The organism is Hyella patelloides LEGE 07179, assembly GCF_900659865.1.
Lineage (GTDB): Bacteria > Cyanobacteriota > Cyanobacteriia > Cyanobacteriales > Xenococcaceae > Hyella > Hyella patelloides.
The window spans coordinates 1-19,590 of sequence record NZ_LR213821.1 but is presented as its reverse complement, the minus strand read 5'-3'; the positions used below and the strand labels follow the sequence as shown (position 1 = coordinate 19,590).

Genomic DNA, 19,590 nt, shown 5'->3' with positions numbered 1-19,590 from the left:
TTATAGTTGTTTGATTTATTTGAGCTTTCTTGATGTTACAACAATCCTCATTTTCGTAAATTCATATATTTCATTTTTTTAATCAGAAATAAGTTTAACTATTAGTCTTAATCAAGAGCGCTCGCATGAACTAACTAAAAATATTGGATGAATAACAAACAGCGTCAAACCTTGAACGCAATATTTGCTATACCTGTTCGTTCTGATATTAAGTGGACGAGTATTGAAAGTTTATTCAAAGCTCTTGGTGCTAAAGTTTCTCAAAGTAAAGGAGCGAGAGTTCGAGTATCTTTGAATGGAGTCAAAGCTGTCTTTCACGAACCGCATCCTGAAAATGAGACAGATAAAGGTGCGAGTAAAAGAGTTTTTAGTAAATGCAGATATCAACCCTGAAGATTATTAAATTTTAAACATATCACTATGAAATACAAAGGATATACAGCCCAAATCGAAGTTGATGAAATAGCAGGTATTTTATTTGGCAAAGTACTCGATATCAAAGATGTCATTACTTTTAAAGGTATTACCGTTGCTGAATTAGAACAAGAGTTTCATAACTCAGTTGATGACTATTTAGAATGGTGTCTTGAATTAGGTGAAGAGCCAGATAAACCTTTTTCTGGAAAGCTGCCTTTTAGAACTACTTCAGAAAATCACCGTCAGATCTATTTGGCAGCTAAAAAAGCCAACAAAAGTATTAATACTTGGATGGATGATGTTTTGTCTGAAAAGGCTCGACAGTCCATAATTGATTGATAATCGATATTTAGGCAGAATTATAGAAGTTCGGCAATTTCTGCCTGACTTTCTTGATATTCTTTATCTTCCTCACAATCTGGATAAAGTACCCATAAAACTTTATAAAATTGATTAATTGGTGCGGGTCTATTTCTTTTTAAATATTTCAGTCGAGATTCATACTCTGAGGGTAAAGAATCTACAAAATTCCACCAATTACATTTGTAATCCTCACCGTCTCCCATCCTCCAACCTAGTGAGTGATGTTCGTAAGTTGGAAATTTTTCCCAAGGCGGGACGATATCTTTTTCTGCTGGATATAAAAGATCGAATTCGCTATTTTCTTCGGTCATTGCTAAGCGGGAACTCTCAATCAAACAACTATTTATACTATCCAGCATCACACTTGAGGTTGCTAAAATCTTTATTCGCTAGCTTATCCGCCTCTATAAACACCATCAATCTATCCCCATCGTGCCAACACCAATCAAATTCTTCTATTGAATGTACTGTCAGTAAAGAAATCCATTCAGTACCAGGGGTTGGATCGTAACCTAAAGTATTGAAAGATGGATAACCGAGTAGATATTCATCTTTTGCATCGATTTGCTCTGGTAATTCTTCAAAAAAACAATCAGCACTTTCTTCATTAAACGGATAATCATTTTTTAATTCTTGACTGCGTGGAAGATTTAATCCAGTTGTTAGCTTAATTCTTTTTGTTTCAGGAATTTCTTCATTGAATCGCATTACTATATGATGCTGTAAATCTTCCCAGTAAAACCCCAGAACGTATCCATCATCTCCCCAGAATACTTCACCATTTTTATCGTATAAGTAAAAGAGGGATAACAAGCCATATTTTGGCAGGATTGAGGGAGAATCTGTTATTTCAGCAAAATTAATTTGACCAAGAAAACGATATTCGCCAATTTCAAGCTCTGGTAATTTAAGATCGGGTGGTACAAAGGGATGTCCGCCGAATCGACTGCAATCTGCTGTTGCAGGTTCATCAACTAGTTCTATCTCAACAGAAGGTTTTGCGATGTTGAGAATGTAATCAATATGTTCTGCTAGTGGTTCTAGTTCAGATACAATCTTTGTCAGTGACTCTATATTCATTTTCTTTTCTTCATCATAGTAAAGATTAGTGTAGCCACACTTAACAAAATCAGGTTATATTCAAATCCCAGATAAGATCATTAACGATAAATATTTGCTGCATCCTGCCGATCTTAGAATCAATAAATTACTCCAGCTATGACTACATCGGAATGTCTGGCGATCCTATAGTATCACAATCTGCTCAAAATGCGATCGCAGAATATGGAACATCAGTTTCAGCAAGTCGTTTACTCTCAGGAGAACGCTCATTACACCGAGAAATTAGAAACAGCAATAGCGAATTTAATTGGTACAGAAGATGCCATTGTTTGCATACAGAGGAGCAGATTGATTTTACGATGGATGCCGTGGAAAAAGAGATCGCAGAACTCTAAATCAGATGTGTCTATTTGTATTTCAATCTAGAATAATATCAGTCCGCAGATGAACGCAGATGAACGCAGATAGATTAATTTCCTTCGTTGAAAGTCCAACAGACTATTCTTGTGAGTAATAAGAATATAAAGGTCAATTTCCTCCAAAAATTGCATCAATTAGAAATCGATCGAGGTAAATATATGGAAATTTGTAAAGAGCTAAAACAAGATTTATTTGCTTTAGAATCTATTGCTTATTCTTTGGAGCAAGATATTTATTCTTTAATCATGCAGTTAGAGAAAGAGTGTATTTATAAGGAAGAAGGATTTAAGAATGAAATAAGCCAGATTATTAATAAGATAAAAATACTTGTTGATACAGTTAGGGACTAATATTCTCATTTATATATAATTAGATAACTCAACCTATATAGAAATGAAAGAAGCAACAGATAAAACTAGAAAATATTTAGAACAATCAGAAGCGTGCTTATTTTGGAGTCTTTCTATTATCCGAGAATTATGCAAACACGATCATAATTTAGCAATTCAATGGGCAGCAGAATGTATTAGAATTCGTTTATCAGAATGTGAACCAGAACAAATCACCAAGCTGGATAAATATATTCAACAAGCTTTAGATGAACAAAATATTTCTGTTTCCGAATGCGTTGAAATTGGTCGAACAATATGGTATTTGAAACCAGGAAGAAATCGCAGTCAAACTGCTGTAGCTAGATTATGGTGGGCTTTAGGTGATTTTAGTGCAGACAATAAAGATCGTGGAATTAGAGAAATTAACAGTGCTATCTGGTTAGTATCAACTGAGGATGAATTGGTGTCTCTTGATAGATTAAAACGTCGCTATATCAATAACTATCGCTTATCAGAGTTATATATTGAAGCAGCATTAAAAATTTACAACGAATACCAAGCAAAAAAATCGTAAAAGTGAAGACTATAAGTCGATCCAAAAATGCCAACGTTAATTTTAACCCCACGTTACACAGAAGACTCACAAACATTATGGCGAGTAGCAATAAATCTGGGTTGGGATGTGGAGCGTCTAACTAAATGGCAAATACCAAATAGCTTATTATCTGTTAAAGAGCCAGTATTGTATTTAGAAGCTTTGATGGCTCCGATGTTTGCCAAACAATTTAAACTACAATTGTTAGAACCTCCCGAAGATTGGCTACCTAAATTACCAGAAAAGTATCGTAAAAGAGAAATTCAAATTACAATTTTTGCCCAAGCTCGCAAATTAGAAATAGCTGCATTTATTAAGCCTCCCAATAATAAAGGTTTTCCTGCTAAAGTTTATAAAGGAAATGAACTTCCTGATGGATATTCTGACAACACACCAGTATTAATTGCAGAGATTGTAGAATGGGAAAAAGAATTTAGATGTTTTATTCTTAATCGAACTCTCAAAACCTTTTCTATCTACTTACGAGAAGGAATATTACAAAAACAGCAAAATTTCTATCACTCAAAAGAAGAAGAAAAAGAATTAATTAATTTTGTTGATGAGCTTTTAGCAGATAAAAATATAGAGTTTCCTACGGCAACAGTTTTAGATGTGGGAGTAATAAAAGATTGTGGATGGGCTGTAGTAGAATTAAATGCTGCTTGGGGTTTGGGAATATATAATTGCGATCCAGTAAAAGTTTTAGAAGTATTGAGATATGCAGCAGTACAAAATTAAATTCATTGTTGAGTTTTCAAAATTAGTCAATTAATACAAAGCAAAAAAGTAGTAAAAGCGATCGCATTTTGTAATTGATTTGTGTTAGAACGCGATCTCGCCGTTGCGACCGCATATTTGATTAATTTATTTTCCGTTAAATTTTTGATTATTGCGTAAACGAGAAATACCAAATATTCCACCTACAGTTAATAAGCCCAGTGCGGGAGAAAAGTCAAAAGGTACGGATGTCGAGCTTAGAGTTGGATTAATAGTACCGAAGGTTGTTAATATGGGGTTGCTATTAAAACTTTCAACAGATATTAAATTTGCACTAGCATCAAATACACTTGTTTGTGTATTGTTAACTGCAAAAAGTTGACCTACACTAGCATCGCGAAAAACTAAAGATGGCTCACCTCCAATAAAATCAAGGTTTGTACCACCAAGTTGTCGACTAAGTCAATTCAACAACACAATTTGGTTAAATTTATCAAAGGAAAAAAGCACTTATTAAACATAGAATTCGATCGCGCCACTCAACAACAAGCAATCGATTTTCGTCCTCATTTACCACTGAGATTTCGCTGGTAGTAGCTGGTAGTAATTGATTTGTTTTAACCTTGGTTTCCCTTCAGTAAAGACATTGGTATTTATCTATGTACAAGGATGCGGATAATACTATTACAAATGATGTTTAAAGCGATCGCATTCTGTAATCAAGATTCAAAATTACCATAGACTTAAATTATAGAATTTAAGTCTAAATAACCATGAATAAACCAAACAAAAATCCCAATGAGAATATTAATGTTATTGATGTAGATGCTGGAACTTTGTTGTTAATTGTTTCTGCGTTATTTTTAGTACCTTTATTATTGACAGGATTTTTATCTCATTAACCAAAAACTAACTAATTACATTACGAAATCTTACTTAACTTTAGTTGCTCTATTCGCTGTATTTCTTTCCATCTCGCGAACTTTTTTACCACGCCATACTAAACGGATAGGAGTACCTTTAAAGCCTAGCTGCTCTCTAAATTGACGGTCGATATAGCGTCGATAATTATCAGTAAAACGCTTCGGATCGTTGACAAAAAGAGTAATAGTAGGGGGTTCTGTTCGCACCTGTGTACCGTAATAAATACGCCCTTGCTTTCCTTGGCGAGAAGTTGGGGGAGAGTGCCAACTAACTGCTTCTTCTAATACTTCATTAATTACCGAAGTACTTACTCGACGACGATATTCTGCAACAGAACTATCTACTAAATCGAGAATTTTTTCTACTCGTTTCCCTGTCAACGCGCTCGTAAAAATCACTTCCGCCCACTCCATAAAGTATAAGCGGTTCATAATTTGTTTTTTATAATCATAAATAGTGTGGGAATCTTTATCTACTGCATCCCACTTATTGAGTATTAAGATTACTGCTCTTCCTTCTTCAATAATACGCCCTGCTAACTTTAAATCTTGTTCGGTTACTCCATCAAGAACATCCAAGACAAATAACACCACATCAGAACGTCTAATAGCTTTAAAAGCGCGGTTGATGCTAAAAAATTCCGCGCCGTAGTCAACATTCTTTTTCCGTCTAATTCCCGCCGTATCGATCAAACGATAGGTTTGCTCTCCTTTCTGCACTACCATATCAATGGCATCTCTAGTAGTTCCCGAAACAGGACTAACAATCGCTCTTTGTTCACCTGTCAAAGCATTCAAGAGACTAGATTTGCCCACATTAGGACGACCGACAATTGCCACTTTAATTTCTTCGGTATCGGGTAACTCATCCATAGCAGGTAGGTGAGTAATCAACTCATCTAACATTTCCCCTGTACCACTACCATGAATACCAGAGACAGGATAGGGTTCGCCTAAGCCTAATTCCCAGAATTCCGCAGCTTGCATGAATCCATTTTCGATAGATTCACATTTATTAACTGTCAAAATTACAGGAACAGATTGTTGGCGCAACCAATCGGCAATTTCGCGATCGCCACCTGTTAATCCTGCTTGTCCGTCTACCACAAAAACAGCTACAGAAGCCTCTTGTAAAGCAGCCATCGCTTGCTGACGAATTAGAGGTAAAAATTCGGTGTCATCGTCAAATACTAACCCCCCTGTATCCACTACTTGAAACTCCCGATCTGACCAAAAAGCGGGACGATAAGTGCGATCGCGGGTAATACCTGGTTGATCGTAAACAATGGCTTGTTGATCTCCAGCAAGACGATTGACAAGGGTAGATTTGCCCACATTGGGTCTACCAATAATAGCTACTATAGGTAATGGCATTTCAGTTATTAGTTATTAGTTATTAGTTATTAGTTATCAGTTATTCAGTTATCCAGTCATCACAGAAATACAAGATTAAACTGAAAATAGTTACGTTAATGTTTTGTTTAATTCGCTATGGATAATCCTTTAGCAGACAGGTAAAAATGGTACTGCTTTATTACAAGCATTGTTCAACAATAAAAATTTTGAATGAATCGATTTGATTAATTGCTATTTTTGTTGCCCTGCATTAATAATTATTGTATCAAGTTAAATATATTTATTGACAAATCATGATTCAATTAGTCCCTATTGTTATCAGCTTTTTTTTGGCATTCTGTCTGAGTTTTTTGAGCATAATTCCCCAAGCATCTGCTGATGGCTTAATTTCTCATGCGCCTGCTGATGCAGAAGCTTATATTATCACACCTACGGATGGAGACAGTGTTGCACAAACTTTTACTGTTAAATTTGGTTTATCAGGAATGGGAATTGCACCCGCAGGAGTTGAGCGAGAAAATACAGGACACCATCACCTTTTAGTAGATTTGGCAGACTCTCCCGATCTTACTGCATCATTACCAGCTAACGATCGTATCAGACACTTTGGTGGAGGACAAACCGAAACACAACTTACTCTTCCTCCTGGGGAACACACTTTGCAGCTATTACTTGGTAATTATGTTCATGTTCCTCACGATAACCCAGTTATGTCTAAAAAAATCACGATATCTGTTAAGTAGAAGTCAATAGAGACGTAACATGGTACTTTTCTACTAAGAGCCAGAATTCTTAGAGATCTCTTATTTGAGGAGAATACAAGAGCCAGAAGTCATAATTTAATATTTTTTTCCTGACTAATTGGTTGATTAATTAGGAAATTATCTTCCTCTGCTCACATCACGCTCTTTTGTATTCCCCTACTTCTGAAAAAAGTCTACTGTTACTGTTGTTCAATATCTAAATTTTCTAATTGCTCGTTTTGAATTTGTTCTTGCGCTGGTGGATTTTCTATTTCATAGGGTTTGTTGGCTAAACCTAATTTTTGTATTGCAATCAAAACTCCTATCGCCACAATTACACCTAAACCCAAGCCAATACCTATTAACCAAAACAATAAACGTTTAAGGTGCTGTTGACGTAAAGCTATATTTTTGGTGGATAAATTTTCAGCTTGAGCGCGTTCTAAAATATTGTCTTCTGCAATTTTCTGCTTAAAATTAAACTCTTCTGGTTGTTGTGGCTCATACATTGCTTATTAAATTCCTTTTTGCAGCCTCTATCAATTGCTTTTCAGCGAAAAACTCTTCACTATCTTACCAACAATACACAAACGATAAATCAGGTTTCCTTCGCCTATCTCTCTCTCTTTCTGGGCAAAAGTTTCTAAAACTGATGCTAAAAATATGTTGTCTTGGGATTTTGCGATCGCTATAAGTAAATTTCTATTTAAAATACAGCATTAGCCTTCAAGAATTACTTATGCATAAAAATTATTACAACCAGGAATTTATTGCCAAAATAATGATGATATTAACGCAATCTTAATCAGCAACTATTTTTTAGGGTAGCAATATAGTTATAATTGGGTAAGTAATATCTCTGACAGCAACTCGATCGATTTACTAAAATAGAAAGTGAAATCGTAATAGATTTTCTATTTTGAAGGTAATTGCTAGAAATAATTAACACTCTTTTATTCATGGAAACTTCACAATCTTCCTTTAGAGCAGATCGATATTGGCAAATATTTCAAAGACATCGGATACCAGCAGTAGCAGTTTTTTTAGCAATTTCTACTTGGGGAGTCATTAGTACAGCTATCAAACCAAATATTTACGAAGCAGAAGGAAAATTAAAATTTCAAAAGAGTAATGTTAATTCTTCTCTGACCGATGTTAGCCATGAATTCAAAGTATTAGCTCCTGTTACAGATGATAATAACCTAATCGCTACAGAAGCAGAAGTTATTAAATCAAATTCTGTTATCGAAAAAACGATAAACGATCTGCAATTAAAAGATCGGCAAGGTAACCCTTTAAAAATCTCAAATTTTTGCGATAAACTAAATGTTTATGTAATCTCGAATACTAATGTTTTGAGAATTAGTTATCAATATCCTGACCCTCAAATATCCAAAGAAGTTGTCAACAAATTAATTGCTAACTATTTAGAAAGTAATCTTATTACTAATAAAAATGAAGCATTAGAAATCAGGAAGTTTTTAGAAGAACAAATACCCAAAGCACAACAAGCACTACTAGATACTGAAACTTCAATCAAAGAATTAAAAACCAAAAAACAAATTTTATCCCCCCAAGAAGAAGCTTCTAAATTAGCAACTAACTTAGGAGATTTAGAAAAAAGACTTACAGAAGCTAGAAGTGAAATCATCAATCTAAATAGCCAATCTAAATATCTCAAAGAGCAGTTAACGATGAATGCTCAGCAAGTTTTGAGCGCAACAGAGCTTACTCAGTCTCCAGCAATAGAACAAATTATTGCTCAGTTACAAGAACTAGAATTACAGCTAAATCAGGAACAAAACCGTTTTTCCGAGAATAATCCTCAAACTATCAAGCTCCAAGACGAAATTAGACTGCAAAGAGAACTTTTAGCCAAACAAGTCAAAAGAGTTACGGATTCTCAACAAGAATTTAGTTCCAGTCCCCAGTTTGGAGAAATTCAGGAAGAACTTACTGTAGAAGTAATTAAACTAGAGTCCAATACTATTGGTTTGACTCAACAAATTGCTTATCTAGCTGAAATCGAAAAAAAATTAAGACAAAAAGCTGCTAATATTCCTGAAGTAGAACAACAATTAACCCATTTAGAAAGAGAATTAGGTGTTTCTCAAAGAACCTACGAATTATTACAAAATCAACTAAATCTAATTGAAATAGTAGCTCATCAAAATATGGGAAATGTTCGTGTGATTTCTTATGCTACTACTCCCAACACTCCTGTTTCTTCTAGTTCACTAGGTTACCTTTCTACTATTTCTCTGGGTTTAATATCCGCAGCAGGAGTTGTTTATTTATTAGAAGCCAGAGATTCTTATCTGAGGACGATAAAAGAAGCCAAACAGTTATTTGGTTACAACTGGTTAGGCATAATTCCTTCCTTTAATAAAACAGAATTGTCTGCCATTGCAGAATCTGATAATTGCTCAACTCCTCCTTTGATTGTTAGAGATGATCCTGGTTCTTCTGTTAGTGAATCATATAGGATGTTACAGTCTAACCTGCGCTCCTTAAATAGCGATCGCCAAATTCAAACAATCGTTGTTACTAGTTCCGTATCTGGAGAAGGAAAATCCACTGTAGCAGCCAATCTAGCAGGAGCAATGGCTCAAGTAGGACATAAAGTATTATTGGTAGATGCAGATCTACATTCCCCCGTACAAAAAAATATTTGGGATACTGAAGGCGATTATGGTCTTAGCGATCTTTTAGCAGATAATTTAGACTACCGATTGGCGACTGAGACTGCGATGAATAATCTTAGCATCATTTCTTCAGGCACGATTTCCCAATCTCCTGGGAACTTACTTGATTCTTACCGCATGAAAGATTTAATGCACTATTGGTCGAGAGTGTATGACTTTGTAATCATTGATAGTCCTTCTCTAGATAAGGCTGCGGATGCCCCAATTTTAGGTAGAATGGCAGACGGCGTTCTTTTGGTGGTTAAACCTGAAGAAATTAATCGTTCTCAAGCTGAATTTGCTAAAGAAACTTTAGAGCATTCAGGGCAAAATGTTCTGGGAATTGTTTTTAATAACATTAATCCTAAAGTTGATGCTGGTGGTCATTATTACCATTCCCTAGAAAAGGAACATGATGTTTTACCGCAAGCTCAATTGTCCAGTGGTTCGGAAGAAGAATTTTGGGCTACTATCATTGGTGTTTCTCAAAAATCCCCAAAGCTACAACTAAGTTCTACGATTAATCCCCAACAGTTACTAGATATTCCTGTGGATCGTTTAGAAGATACTATTAATCACTTAGAGCAAGATTTAGCAGAATTAACGGCTTTAGTTCAAGAGCAAGAAGATGAATTGCTGATGAAAAGCCAGATTGTCAGGAAATTACGACGCAAGGTGAAACTAGCATCAATACCCGAACGCTTTTCTCTAGAAGAAGAATTAGCCCAAGAACAAGAGATTAAGCAAATGCTAGAGAAAACTTTAAGGGGTCAAAGATGCAATTTAGCCCGAAAAAGACAAATTATTTGTCAGTATCAAGAAATTATTCAAGTCAAACAAACTTAAGCCAATCAACAGTTTTTTCCTGCTCCTCAAGCCACAAGTGTCTCTGTCCGCGTTACATTTAATAAAGATCACAAATTTTAACAACAAACTACAGTAAACAAATCCTATGGTACTATTTGGTTTTGGCAAAAAAGCCACCATGATTTCTCCCGAACAGGCATTACCTGGTCGCGATCGCCAAATGCCCGTTCCCGACAAGCACTTTATTAATGGCAATCCTCTAAAGCCTTCTTTCCCTCCTACAATGGAAACCATCTGTTTTGGTATGGGTTGTTTTTGGGGTGCAGAAAGGAAATTTTGGCAATTAGAAGGAGTTTACACCACTGCGGTAGGTTACGCTGCTGGTTACACGCCAAATCCTACTTACAAAGAAGTCTGTACTGGAATGACTGGTCATAATGAAGTAGTTTTGGTGGTTTACGATCCCGCAAAAATTAGTTATCAAGACTTATTAAAAGTTTTTTGGGAAAGTCACAATCCCACTCAAGGAATGCGCCAAGGTAATGATGTGGGAACTCAATACCGTTCTGGTATTTACGTTTATTCAGAAGAACAAAAACAACAAGCAGAAACTTCTAAGAAAGCTTACAACCAGGAACTAAATAAAGCTGGCTACGATGAAATTACTACCGAAATTTTGGATGCGCCAGAATTTTACTACGCAGAAGATTATCATCAACAGTACCTTGGAAAAAACCCTAACGGCTATTGTGGGTTAGGTGGTACAGGTGTATCTTGCTCCAATTAAGAATAACTATTAGTTAATTAGTTAGCTTAAATAAACTAAATATCTATTATAAGAACTGGTAAAGTGTGAAACTCTATCAGTTCTTATTTTTTGGGAGCGTAACCGTTCATTTCTCCCTCAAAAGCGATCTCGAAGAGATTCGCTTTGGTGGACGTCAATTAGCTGTAAGCCGTAGGCTTTGTGAAAATGCCTCACAGAATATCTCCGCCTTCGTAATACATACGGTCAATTGTTGCAACACTCAATTCTACCGATCTGCACGCTCTGCTGATTGAAAGCCAAGTTTGGTGTGAGAGCCGTCGCAAAAAGGTCTTGTACCAGAACCACCACAACGACAGAGTGCTACCTCCGAACAGTATTACTATCGGTTTCATACCTGTCTTGAACGAGTTGCTCATTGAGGGAAACCCAAGGGGCTGATTCTGTCGTTTCACGGCAGAACTCTTCTGCCCCGCCCAAGACCCCTAAAGGACTCGGCTTCGCCGTCGCGCACTCGTTCGCTAAATCAGCAACGCCGAGACGTATATATGCTTAAAAAGCTCAATCTTATTGAGAAGTATTTTGCTTCTAGTATTGACTTAAAAATCAATTTTGATTACTATGATTATAAGTTGAATAAAAAGTCAAAAAAAACAACGAGATTTTCCACAAACTATTGGGAAATTTAAGTAAAGAGAGTAATTTCTTTGCTAGTTCATTCAAACAAAAAATCAGGAGCATTAGTAAAAATGGTAGAACCTACATTCCCAGAAGGCAAAGAGCAAGTGATGTCCGCTTTTGGTAAGTTATTAACCCAGTACCAAAAAGCAGAATCAAAAGTTGCGACTAAAGAAGAAGAAGCAGAAAAAGCCAAAAATCAGCAGTTATTAACTCAAGCGACAGAATACACTGTTGATAATATTGTCAATGGCATGGCATCTTTACAGTTGGATTTTGGTAGTGCCGTTGATAATATCAAAGAAAAGCTGACAGGAGAGTCAACTAAATTAGACGAATTAAAAAAAGCGATTTCTGTTGAAAGAGAACATTTGCAACAGTTGTCTCAAGTGCGCTTAGTTGCCGATGCTTTGCACATTTTACAACAAGAACATCAAGAAAAATTACAAAGATTAGCTGAAGATAGTAGCCTTCAACAAGAAAAAATAACCCAAGAAAAAACTAAAACGAGAAAGGTTTGGGAACAGGAACAGGCTGATTATTTAATTGCAATTACAGAAGAAGATGAATTGATAACACAGCAAAGAGAACAAGAAGAAGCTGACTACCAATATGAGTTAGCCAGACAAAGAAAAATAGAAACTGATGAATACGAAGAAGATCGCAGACAGCAAGAAAGAGAATTAGCTGCAATAGGTCAAGAAAAAGACAAAGATTGGACTAAAAGAGAACAATATTTAGCTGATAATAAAGCCGAGCATACGGAAAATAAAGAAAAGATTGCTGGCTTTGAAGAGAAAATCAAAACAGAATACAACAAAGCTAAAGAAAAAGCAATCAAAGAAGCTTCAGCCAAAGCAAAAGTAGAAACCGATCTTTTAGAAAAAGAATGGGAAGCTGCCCAAAAAGGTTACGATTTCCAAATTGAATCTTTAGAAGCAACTATTGCCAGACAAGAAAAACAAATAGAAGAATTAACTACTCAATTGCAAGAGTCTAATAGTCAAGCTCAAAACTTAGCTTTAAGAGCTTTTAATAATTAGTAAAAATTTGTTTTTTAGAAACTTACAAAAAATATTCAAGGTAGCATTATGACAATTAATTCTAAAAGTACTAAAGCAGAAATATTAGCAGCTTATAAAGCTCTCGAAAAAGACAATAAGGTTTTTGAATCAGAAGCAAAAAGAGCTAAAACTACTCAGCAAAATCGCACTTCTTCACCAAATAATACTTCTAATAACATTAAATCAGACCAAGTTTTAGGCATGATTCAACAACAAATTGAGCAAAGAAATATCTCCAAAACAATTAAAATTTTAGAACAATTACAAGTTGGTTTTGGAGGTGCAGTTGGTAGCTTATCTGAGCAACTAATTGCAGAAGCAACTACTTTAGAAGAAATTAGAGAGTTAATTACAGAAGAACAACAGCAGTTAGTAGAGTTACACGATTTAGAAACTATTAAAGATGATACAATTGATGATTTAATTGAGCAATACCAAACTAATCATAAAGAATTTTCTGAAGAATTTACAATCGAATCAGAAAATAAACGTCAAGAAATTGCTGAGTTAATTAAAACTTGGAATAAAGAACAAGAAACTCATAAGCGTGATATTCAATCAAGAAATGAAGAACGTAAAAAAACTAAGCAAAGAGATACAGAAGAATATCAATATAATGTAGATTTGGATAGAGATTTAGATGAAGAAGAATACGAACAAGAAAAGCAAGAAAGATATAAATTATTAGATACCACTCGTCAGGAATTAGAAGAACAATGGCAAACAAAAGAAAAAGCAATTGCTGACCAAGAAAAAGAATATAGAGAAGCAAAAGAACAGGTTACCGAATTTGAAGAAAAGCTCCGCAAAAAAGTTAAACAAGGAGAAGAAGAAGGTAAAGGTATTGGCAACTATCAAGCGAAAGTCAAGCAAGATTTAAGAAAAAAAGAGATTGAAGGTGAAAATCAAAACTATCAATTACGCATTCAATCTTTAGAACAAACAATTAATAGTCAAGAAGCCAGAATTGCTAAACTAACCCAACAACTAGATGCAGCACAAATACAAGTTCAAGATTTAGCAGTTAAAGCAATTGAAGGGACAGCTAATCGCAAATCTTATGAAGCAATGAAAGAAATTGCTATGGAGCAAGCAAAAACACAACAAAAAGGTAAATAGCAATTTTTAGCTTGAAATTTTTTCAATATTAAGTTTTCTAGGGGTATAGGGGTAAAGTAAAATTTATCCCTATTTTCTTTGATATTTTTTTATACTCAGAAAGCATATTTAAATAAGCAATATAAATTATCACAATCAGCTAAGCAGAAAGTTATTTATATTTTATTAAATATTTCAAACTCTTATTTAGTCTTACTTCGTGCGAGAAAAGCGATAGTGATTGCTCGCACGCGCTTTAGATGAGTAAAACTCATCAAGTTGGCTCGTTAAAATCACCCCTGTTCGTACTGCTATTATCTTACAATTTATACCATTTGTTAAGTCTCAAAAATATTTTGAGAAATAGCATAACCAAAAAAATGTAAATTCTTGAAACAAGTTTGACACTCTAATTTATAGTTTGAGGTTTTTGTGTTACAAGATAACTGGGAATTGAGATTTTAAAACTATGGCATTAGAAAACGATAATTCATTATCAAAGCAAGAAGCTATTAAACAGCTACGCCAAACTATTGGGCAATTAGAAACGATTATTCAACAACTCGATAAAACTTCTGTAATAGATTTACCTTCTTCTACTGCAATTCAAAATCTAATTACAACAACTGAGCAATTAGAAACAATAATTCCTGAGAAACCTACTTCAGAAACTATTCAAGAAACTGTAGAAACAGAGATTATTGAAACTCAATCATTAGATGATACTACAGTTGATCTAGAGCAGATAGAAACGAAAACAGAAGTCACAACTTCTCAATCTGTGCCAGTAACATCACCAGTAACACCACAAGGTACAGAAGAAGAAGTTATACAAACAGCTATTGTTAAAAATCAAAAAAATAATAATCAACCTAACAATAAAAAATGGATAATTATTGGGATTACTGCTGCAATTATTATCATAATTATTCCTTTAACTTGGAAATTATTTTTATCCGATAAAATACCTCAATTAATTGCCCAAAATACACCTGAAACAATTATTCAAGCGGAAAAGAGACCCATTGATACAATTGATGCATCTGAAATAATAATAGAAGAAACCAAATCTTCATTAGAAAATCCTATCGATGAAGCTATTTCTACTACTCCAAAAAGTGCTACTGAAACTGATATAGAATTAACGGCAAAAATTCCTTTAGAACTGGAAACAGAAAATAAATCCCAAAAGGTAGTAGTAGAAACTGTTAAATCAACTAGAGAATTAACCCCAGAACAAAATTTAATCGTAGCGTTAGAAAATAAAACTAATAATATTGCTACTCGTTATAGTGAAGACTTAATAATTTCTATTCAGCCAAACTTTGATGATAATATTGTTACCGTAACTTTAGCAGATGATTGGTATCAGTTAATAGCTAGTAATCAAGATAAATTAGCTGGAGAGATGCTCAAAAAATCGCGTCAACTAGAGTTTAATAAATTAAGAATTACTGACTCACAGAATAATTTGATTGCCCGTAGTCCTGTAGTTGGTAAAGATGTAGTTATCCTACGCAGAACCACTTAGCAGCATCAAATTATTTTTATCTTGAGGATTAATACCTAGAAATTCGTGTACATTAAGGTATTATGTCCTCAAGAATTAATGATCATGATTCGTTGCTTAATTGGTTTTTTGTGTGTTTGTTTTATCTGGTTGTGGGGAGTCGATGCGACTGCATTTGCTCAAGTGGAAAAACCCCAATTTACAGAACAACAGCTTAAAAAAGGCGACAAAATAGCAAGAAAAGCCATCAAAGCCCTTGAAAAAGGTGATTTGAACCAATCAGAGGCTTATTGGACAAAATTAATTGAAGAATTCCCTCAAAATCCCGCAGTATGGAGTAATAGGGGTAATGTTAGAGTAAGTCAGCATAGGATAAAAGATGCGATCGCGGATTTTGATCGTTCTATTGCCATAGCACCCCAATACCCTGATGCCTATCTTAATCGAGGAATTGCTTACGAAGGACAAAAAAACTGGGATTTGGCTCTAGCAGACTATAATCAAGTTTTAGAAATTAGCCCTCAAGACCCCGTAGCCTATAATAATCGGGGAAATGCCAAAGCAGGACAGCAAAAATGGCAAGAAGCTTTAACAGACTACGAGAAAGCTATTGAAATCGCTCCTAGTTTTTCTTTAGCTCGTGCTAACGCTGCTTTAGTGACCTATCAAATTGGCGATCGCTTTGAAGCAACCCGTCAGCTACGCAACCTTGTCAGGAAATACCCCATGTTTCCTGATGTACGGGCTGCTATGACTGCGGTACTATGGGTAGAAGGTAAGCAAGGAGAAGCAGAAAGTAATTGGGTAGCAGCAGTAGGATTAGATAATCGCTATCAAAGTCTCGATTGGGTAGCTAACATACGTCGTTGGCCTCCCAAAATGGTAGAAGCGTTAGAACAATTTTTAACTCTTAGTTAGTTTGCTGATTGGGAGTTTAAAGATTATTGATTGGTTGTCAGCCAAAGCTTTCTAATTAATTACTTAAGTTGAGTGTTAAGTCTCTTTCTCTGAAATACTTCAGTTCCACGAACAGTTTTTTAATTCATCATTTAATTACTTTGATGAATTAATTTCATTATTAGAACTATTTGAGGAGTAACTATGAGCAAGACAAATTTTGCTCGACTTAAACGTCTAGTCTTATTATCGCTTCTGTGCGTTGGTTTGATCTTTAGTATGAACTCATTGCAGGCGACTGAAGATGCGGGTTTTGAAGCTGACTACAGGACATTTCATTCAGATGGCAACATAGAATATGGCGAAATTGGGGATTCCTATACGGCAGACTTGGTTATGTATCTAGCGGGAAACCAGTTCATGGTCATGGAAGAATTGATACAGGACTTCTTATCAAAGCAGCCTGATATAAAAACTGTGTTTTGCCAAACTATACCGCCAGGGCAAATACTTAACAACCAAATAATGGAGCAAGGAGAGATTAATGGTCAAGAGATCGCGCAAAACCCTGACATTTTTGCCAGTACCAACATCGATCATTTGAAAACACTAAAAGATGAAGGGTTGATGTCCGAGCGTAAGATTTACGCTCGTAATAAACTTGAATTAATGGTAGCTGAAGGAAATCCCAAGAATATTCAAGGTGTGGAAGATCTTGCTCGTGACGATATCGTGCAATCTCACCCCAATCCACTAACCGAGGGTATCTTCAAGTTTTACGGTTCTCAAATGCTTAAAGAATTAGGTTTATACGAGAAAGTAACTGGTGGCAAAGAATGTAAAAGTTGCTGGGCGGTTGAAGGTAAAACCTGGTTCACCTCTCGGCATCATCGAGAAACACCAGAACGTTTAGAAAATGGTGAAGCTGATGTTGGTATTGTTTGGACTACTGAAATCATCGACGGCAAAGCCGAGGGACGTTCCATAGAAGGCGTAGCAATCCCCGCTCCGCTCAATCAGCAAGACAAGGTGCGATATGCAATTGGTAAGCTAAAAACAGGACGTAATCAGAACAATGCCGATCGATATCTAGTCTACCTAGCTACGGATGACGCACAAAATATATACGCCAAGTATGGCTTTATCAAGGCTGACGCTGAAGAACTAAAACCGACCCCATTATAGCTATAGCAATTCTCATTTAAAAAATAGAAGAGGGCAAAATAATGTTATTGTTCTGTCAATCCAAAAATGATGGATCAACTCAACCATTAAATCTCTTTCTGTCCCTCTGTCATCCTGTTAACCTTAACTCATCACCCTATAGTTAACAGACTACTATGTCAGTTTTTGGGCTTTGGACAAAAAAAAACAAGAATTCACAGTTGATATTGGCGAACAAAGTCTCATTCTCAATTTTGGGAATTATTCAATTCACCTTCCTGAACATAATTCATCAGGTTTCAGTAAGAGTGTCCTAAAGGATACCGCTTCCCTAAAGGACTCGCTACGCATCGCGCGACCGAAGGAAGTCCTTTAGGGCAGATAATTACTTTTCATGAAACCCTTTTTCTCCCTCATTTTTTAAGTTTTGCTCTCCATCGAAATATCTAAATTACTATGGCTACTAGAAAAAAATATGCTCCCTCATTATCAGCCAATACTTCTTTCCTTCAAGATAAAAGGGCAAATTATAAAAATCAATGGTCTCTATTTTGGAGCCATCTAGAGTCAATTTTGTGCCAAAAACCCAGGAAATCGAGATCGAGATTATTATTGCTAAGTTTTACCAGCTTGATATTACCTTCTTTAGTTCTGCCCATACCACCAAACTCAGTAAAACAAGTGGTCTTCTCCTCAAGGGTTCACGCTCAAGTTCCGCCATCAGCAGTAACTAATAATCAAAAGAAAGTCTTAAAAATTGGCGCACTGAATTTTCGAGGTGAAGAAAGAACAAGAGCTAGATGGCAGGCTCACGCCGAATATCTCGCCGACCGAATTCCCGAATATGCTTTTGAGCTAGTTCCTCTGACTATCGAAGAATTCTATCAAGCAGCAGAAAAGAATGAGATTGATTTGATAATTACCAATCCTGGTATGTATGTAAATTTAGAAGCCGAATATGGAGCGAATCGTATTGTTTCATTAAAAAGTCTGAGAGTGGGTGAAGCTAATCCAGTATTTGGTGCAGTAATTTTTACTAGAGCCGAGCGCAATGACATTAATGAGTTAAAAGACTTTAAAGGCAAAACCTTTGCAGGAATCAAAAAAGATGCTTTTGGGGGTTGGCAAATGGCTTGGGGAGTATTTAAGGAGCAAGGAATCGATCCTGAACGTCACTTTCAAGACTTAAGCTTTGCTGGAAGTCCTATCAATGTAATCGAAGCAGTCTTGAATGGAGAAGTTGATGGAGGAACAATACGCACTGATATCTTAGAAGGTCTGGCAGCAGAAGGTAAAATTAAGCTAGAAGATTTTAAGATTATCAATCAGCAAGAAGACCCCACTGGTGAATTTCCGTTTTTGCGTAGCACTCCTCTATACCCTGATTGGCCATTTGCCGTAGCCAAAGATGTTCCTTTAGAAGTTGGGAAAAAGGTAGCGATCGCTTTACTCAATATGCCCCCAGATAGTCCAGCAGCAAAAGCTGCCCAGTCCCAAGGTTGGACTGTACCTCTTAACTATCAACCAGTTCACGAGCTATTTATAGACCTCAAGATTAGTTCCTATGAAGAACTAGGAGAGATCACCTTCGCGCAGCTAATCCAAAAATTCTGGTACTTAATTGTCATTGCATTGACCTTGTTAAGTTTAGCGATCGTCATCATTTATTTTCAAAAACGTAGTCTGGCTCAACAAAAACTTAGCGAACAAAAGTTGAATCAATTAAACAAATCTTTAGAGAAAAGTGCCGAGGAACAACGCCAACAAAAAGAACAACAACGTCAACAAAAAGAACAACAACGACAAGCAAAAGAACAACAACAGCAAGCAAAAGAACAGTTAGAAACCGCAATTTATCTCCTAATAGATGAAATATCTGATGCCACAGAAGGAGATTTAACCGTTAGAGCCAACCTGAATTCAGTGGAGTTAAGTACCGTTGCCGATCTATTTAATGCCATTATTAGTAGCTTACAGGAGATTGCCATTGAAGC

Annotated in this window: 22 protein-coding genes and 1 pseudogene; 17 read left to right on the top strand and 6 right to left on the bottom strand. The window is 35.7% G+C overall.

Annotated elements, in window-relative coordinates; all coding sequences use genetic code 11:
* Positions 1-147 precede the first annotated feature (147 nt).
* Together H1P_RS11055 and H1P_RS11050 are read left to right on the top strand one after the other, a co-directional pair.
* Positions 148-393 (top strand): type II toxin-antitoxin system HicA family toxin, encoded by a 246-nt coding sequence (locus H1P_RS11055; protein ID WP_222427018.1) that lies wholly within the window; start codon positions 148-150, stop codon positions 391-393.
* Between the two features lie 27 nt (positions 394-420).
* Positions 421-756, top strand: coding sequence for a type II toxin-antitoxin system HicB family antitoxin (locus tag H1P_RS11050; RefSeq protein ID WP_144867164.1), 336 nt, complete (start codon positions 421-423; stop codon positions 754-756).
* A gap of 20 nt (positions 757-776) precedes the next feature.
* Here H1P_RS11050 and H1P_RS11045 read toward each other — a convergent pair whose 3' ends face one another.
* Entirely contained in the window at positions 777-1,091 is a 315-nt protein-coding gene (locus H1P_RS11045; RefSeq protein WP_186375934.1) for a hypothetical protein, read from the bottom strand.
* Between the two features lie 37 nt (positions 1,092-1,128).
* Entirely contained in the window at positions 1,129-1,860 is a 732-nt protein-coding gene (locus tag H1P_RS11040; protein WP_144867160.1) for a YwqG family protein, read from the bottom strand.
* A gap of 152 nt (positions 1,861-2,012) precedes the next feature.
* On the opposite strand from H1P_RS11040, the gene H1P_RS11035 reads away from it, so the two are divergent.
* From H1P_RS11035 to H1P_RS11020, 4 genes are all read left to right on the top strand, one after another.
* The gene (locus H1P_RS11035) at positions 2,013-2,237 is read left to right on the top strand and encodes a hypothetical protein (protein ID WP_144867158.1); all 225 of its coding nucleotides are present in this window, start codon (positions 2,013-2,015) and stop codon (positions 2,235-2,237) included.
* 150 nt (positions 2,238-2,387) lie between these two features.
* Complete coding sequence (locus H1P_RS11030; protein ID WP_222427017.1) at positions 2,388-2,612, top strand: hypothetical protein; 225 nt, start codon at positions 2,388-2,390, stop codon at positions 2,610-2,612.
* A 43-nt stretch (positions 2,613-2,655) separates the two neighbouring features.
* The gene (locus tag H1P_RS11025; RefSeq protein WP_144867154.1) at positions 2,656-3,168 is read left to right on the top strand and encodes a hypothetical protein; all 513 of its coding nucleotides are present in this window, start codon (positions 2,656-2,658) and stop codon (positions 3,166-3,168) included.
* A 27-nt stretch (positions 3,169-3,195) separates the two neighbouring features.
* Positions 3,196-3,927 (top strand): ATP-grasp domain-containing protein, encoded by a 732-nt coding sequence (locus H1P_RS11020; protein WP_144867152.1) that lies wholly within the window; start codon positions 3,196-3,198, stop codon positions 3,925-3,927.
* 126 nt (positions 3,928-4,053) lie between these two features.
* Here H1P_RS11020 and H1P_RS39815 read toward each other — a convergent pair whose 3' ends face one another.
* Positions 4,054-4,179 (bottom strand): PFE-CTERM domain-containing protein, encoded by a 126-nt coding sequence (locus tag H1P_RS39815; protein WP_425461529.1) that lies wholly within the window; start codon positions 4,177-4,179, stop codon positions 4,054-4,056.
* A 177-nt stretch (positions 4,180-4,356) separates the two neighbouring features.
* Between H1P_RS39815 and H1P_RS36010 the strand changes: the two genes are divergently transcribed.
* The gene (locus H1P_RS36010; protein ID WP_186375933.1) at positions 4,357-4,500 is read left to right on the top strand and encodes a hypothetical protein; all 144 of its coding nucleotides are present in this window, start codon (positions 4,357-4,359) and stop codon (positions 4,498-4,500) included.
* 179 nt (positions 4,501-4,679) lie between these two features.
* Entirely contained in the window at positions 4,680-4,808 is a 129-nt protein-coding gene (locus tag H1P_RS38890) for a hypothetical protein (protein WP_281291142.1), read from the top strand.
* Positions 4,809-4,838: 30 nt separating this feature from the next.
* On the opposite strand, the gene der is transcribed toward H1P_RS38890, so the two are convergent.
* Positions 4,839-6,203, bottom strand: coding sequence for a ribosome biogenesis GTPase Der (der, locus tag H1P_RS11015; RefSeq protein ID WP_144867150.1), 1,365 nt, complete (start codon positions 6,201-6,203; stop codon positions 4,839-4,841).
* A 275-nt stretch (positions 6,204-6,478) separates the two neighbouring features.
* On the opposite strand from der, the gene H1P_RS11010 reads away from it, so the two are divergent.
* Positions 6,479-6,928 (top strand): DUF4399 domain-containing protein, encoded by a 450-nt coding sequence (locus tag H1P_RS11010; protein ID WP_144867148.1) that lies wholly within the window; start codon positions 6,479-6,481, stop codon positions 6,926-6,928.
* Positions 6,929-7,128: 200 nt separating this feature from the next.
* On the opposite strand, the gene H1P_RS11005 is transcribed toward H1P_RS11010, so the two are convergent.
* Entirely contained in the window at positions 7,129-7,437 is a 309-nt protein-coding gene (locus H1P_RS11005; RefSeq protein WP_144867146.1) for a hypothetical protein, read from the bottom strand.
* 450 nt (positions 7,438-7,887) lie between these two features.
* On the opposite strand from H1P_RS11005, the gene H1P_RS11000 reads away from it, so the two are divergent.
* On the top strand, positions 7,888-10,458 hold the full coding sequence (locus H1P_RS11000) for a polysaccharide biosynthesis tyrosine autokinase (protein ID WP_144867144.1): 2,571 nt from the start codon (positions 7,888-7,890) through the stop codon (positions 10,456-10,458).
* Positions 10,459-10,564: 106 nt separating this feature from the next.
* Positions 10,565-11,206 carry a peptide-methionine (S)-S-oxide reductase MsrA gene (gene msrA, locus H1P_RS10995; RefSeq protein WP_144867142.1) on the top strand — a complete coding sequence of 214 codons (642 nt, stop codon included), beginning with the start codon at positions 10,565-10,567 and terminating at the stop codon, positions 11,204-11,206.
* 247 nt (positions 11,207-11,453) lie between these two features.
* On the opposite strand, the pseudogene H1P_RS39315 reads toward msrA, so the two are convergent.
* A pseudogene (locus H1P_RS39315) lies at positions 11,454-11,552 on the bottom strand (CDGSH iron-sulfur domain-containing protein); the annotation flags it as partial.
* Positions 11,553-11,892: 340 nt separating this feature from the next.
* Here H1P_RS39315 and H1P_RS10985 point away from each other — a divergent pair.
* The 6 genes from H1P_RS10985 to H1P_RS10960 form a co-directional block, all read left to right on the top strand.
* Positions 11,893-12,906 (top strand): coiled-coil domain-containing protein, encoded by a 1,014-nt coding sequence (locus tag H1P_RS10985; RefSeq protein WP_246141613.1) that lies wholly within the window; start codon positions 11,893-11,895, stop codon positions 12,904-12,906.
* Positions 12,907-12,954: 48 nt separating this feature from the next.
* Complete coding sequence (locus H1P_RS10980; protein ID WP_144867140.1) at positions 12,955-14,046, top strand: coiled-coil domain-containing protein; 1,092 nt, start codon at positions 12,955-12,957, stop codon at positions 14,044-14,046.
* Between the two features lie 448 nt (positions 14,047-14,494).
* Positions 14,495-15,556: a hypothetical protein gene (locus H1P_RS10975; RefSeq protein ID WP_144867138.1), complete on the top strand. Its 1,062-nt coding sequence runs from the start codon at positions 14,495-14,497 to the stop codon at positions 15,554-15,556.
* An 84-nt stretch (positions 15,557-15,640) separates the two neighbouring features.
* Positions 15,641-16,453, top strand: coding sequence for a tetratricopeptide repeat protein (locus H1P_RS10970; RefSeq protein ID WP_144867136.1), 813 nt, complete (start codon positions 15,641-15,643; stop codon positions 16,451-16,453).
* Between the two features lie 183 nt (positions 16,454-16,636).
* Positions 16,637-17,617, top strand: a complete 981-nt coding sequence (locus tag H1P_RS10965; protein ID WP_144867134.1) for a molybdate ABC transporter substrate-binding protein — start codon at positions 16,637-16,639, stop codon at positions 17,615-17,617.
* 660 nt (positions 17,618-18,277) lie between these two features.
* Positions 18,278-19,590 (top strand): phosphate/phosphite/phosphonate ABC transporter substrate-binding protein (locus H1P_RS10960; RefSeq protein ID WP_186375932.1); only part of this gene is annotated, 1,313 nt, incomplete at its 3' end.

Coding starts and splice junctions, on each gene's coding strand:
- msrA (WP_144867142.1), top strand. CDS start 10,565: ATGGTACTATTTGGTTTTGGCAAAAAAGCCACCATGATTTCTCCCGAA.
- H1P_RS11010 (WP_144867148.1), top strand. CDS start 6,479: ATGATTCAATTAGTCCCTATTGTTATCAGCTTTTTTTTGGCATTCTGT.
- H1P_RS11025 (WP_144867154.1), top strand. CDS start 2,656: ATGAAAGAAGCAACAGATAAAACTAGAAAATATTTAGAACAATCAGAA.
- H1P_RS11055 (WP_222427018.1), top strand. CDS start 148: ATGAATAACAAACAGCGTCAAACCTTGAACGCAATATTTGCTATACCT.
- der (WP_144867150.1), bottom strand. CDS start 6,203: ATGCCATTACCTATAGTAGCTATTATTGGTAGACCCAATGTGGGCAAA.
- H1P_RS11000 (WP_144867144.1), top strand. CDS start 7,888: ATGGAAACTTCACAATCTTCCTTTAGAGCAGATCGATATTGGCAAATA.
- H1P_RS11050 (WP_144867164.1), top strand. CDS start 421: ATGAAATACAAAGGATATACAGCCCAAATCGAAGTTGATGAAATAGCA.
- H1P_RS11035 (WP_144867158.1), top strand. CDS start 2,013: ATGTCTGGCGATCCTATAGTATCACAATCTGCTCAAAATGCGATCGCA.
- H1P_RS11045 (WP_186375934.1), bottom strand. CDS start 1,091: ATGACCGAAGAAAATAGCGAATTCGATCTTTTATATCCAGCAGAAAAA.
- H1P_RS11005 (WP_144867146.1), bottom strand. CDS start 7,437: ATGTATGAGCCACAACAACCAGAAGAGTTTAATTTTAAGCAGAAAATT.
- H1P_RS38890 (WP_281291142.1), top strand. CDS start 4,680: ATGAATAAACCAAACAAAAATCCCAATGAGAATATTAATGTTATTGAT.
- H1P_RS11040 (WP_144867160.1), bottom strand. CDS start 1,860: ATGAATATAGAGTCACTGACAAAGATTGTATCTGAACTAGAACCACTA.
- H1P_RS10970 (WP_144867136.1), top strand. CDS start 15,641: ATGATTCGTTGCTTAATTGGTTTTTTGTGTGTTTGTTTTATCTGGTTG.
- H1P_RS10965 (WP_144867134.1), top strand. CDS start 16,637: ATGAGCAAGACAAATTTTGCTCGACTTAAACGTCTAGTCTTATTATCG.
- H1P_RS10980 (WP_144867140.1), top strand. CDS start 12,955: ATGACAATTAATTCTAAAAGTACTAAAGCAGAAATATTAGCAGCTTAT.
- H1P_RS10975 (WP_144867138.1), top strand. CDS start 14,495: ATGGCATTAGAAAACGATAATTCATTATCAAAGCAAGAAGCTATTAAA.
- H1P_RS11020 (WP_144867152.1), top strand. CDS start 3,196: ATGCCAACGTTAATTTTAACCCCACGTTACACAGAAGACTCACAAACA.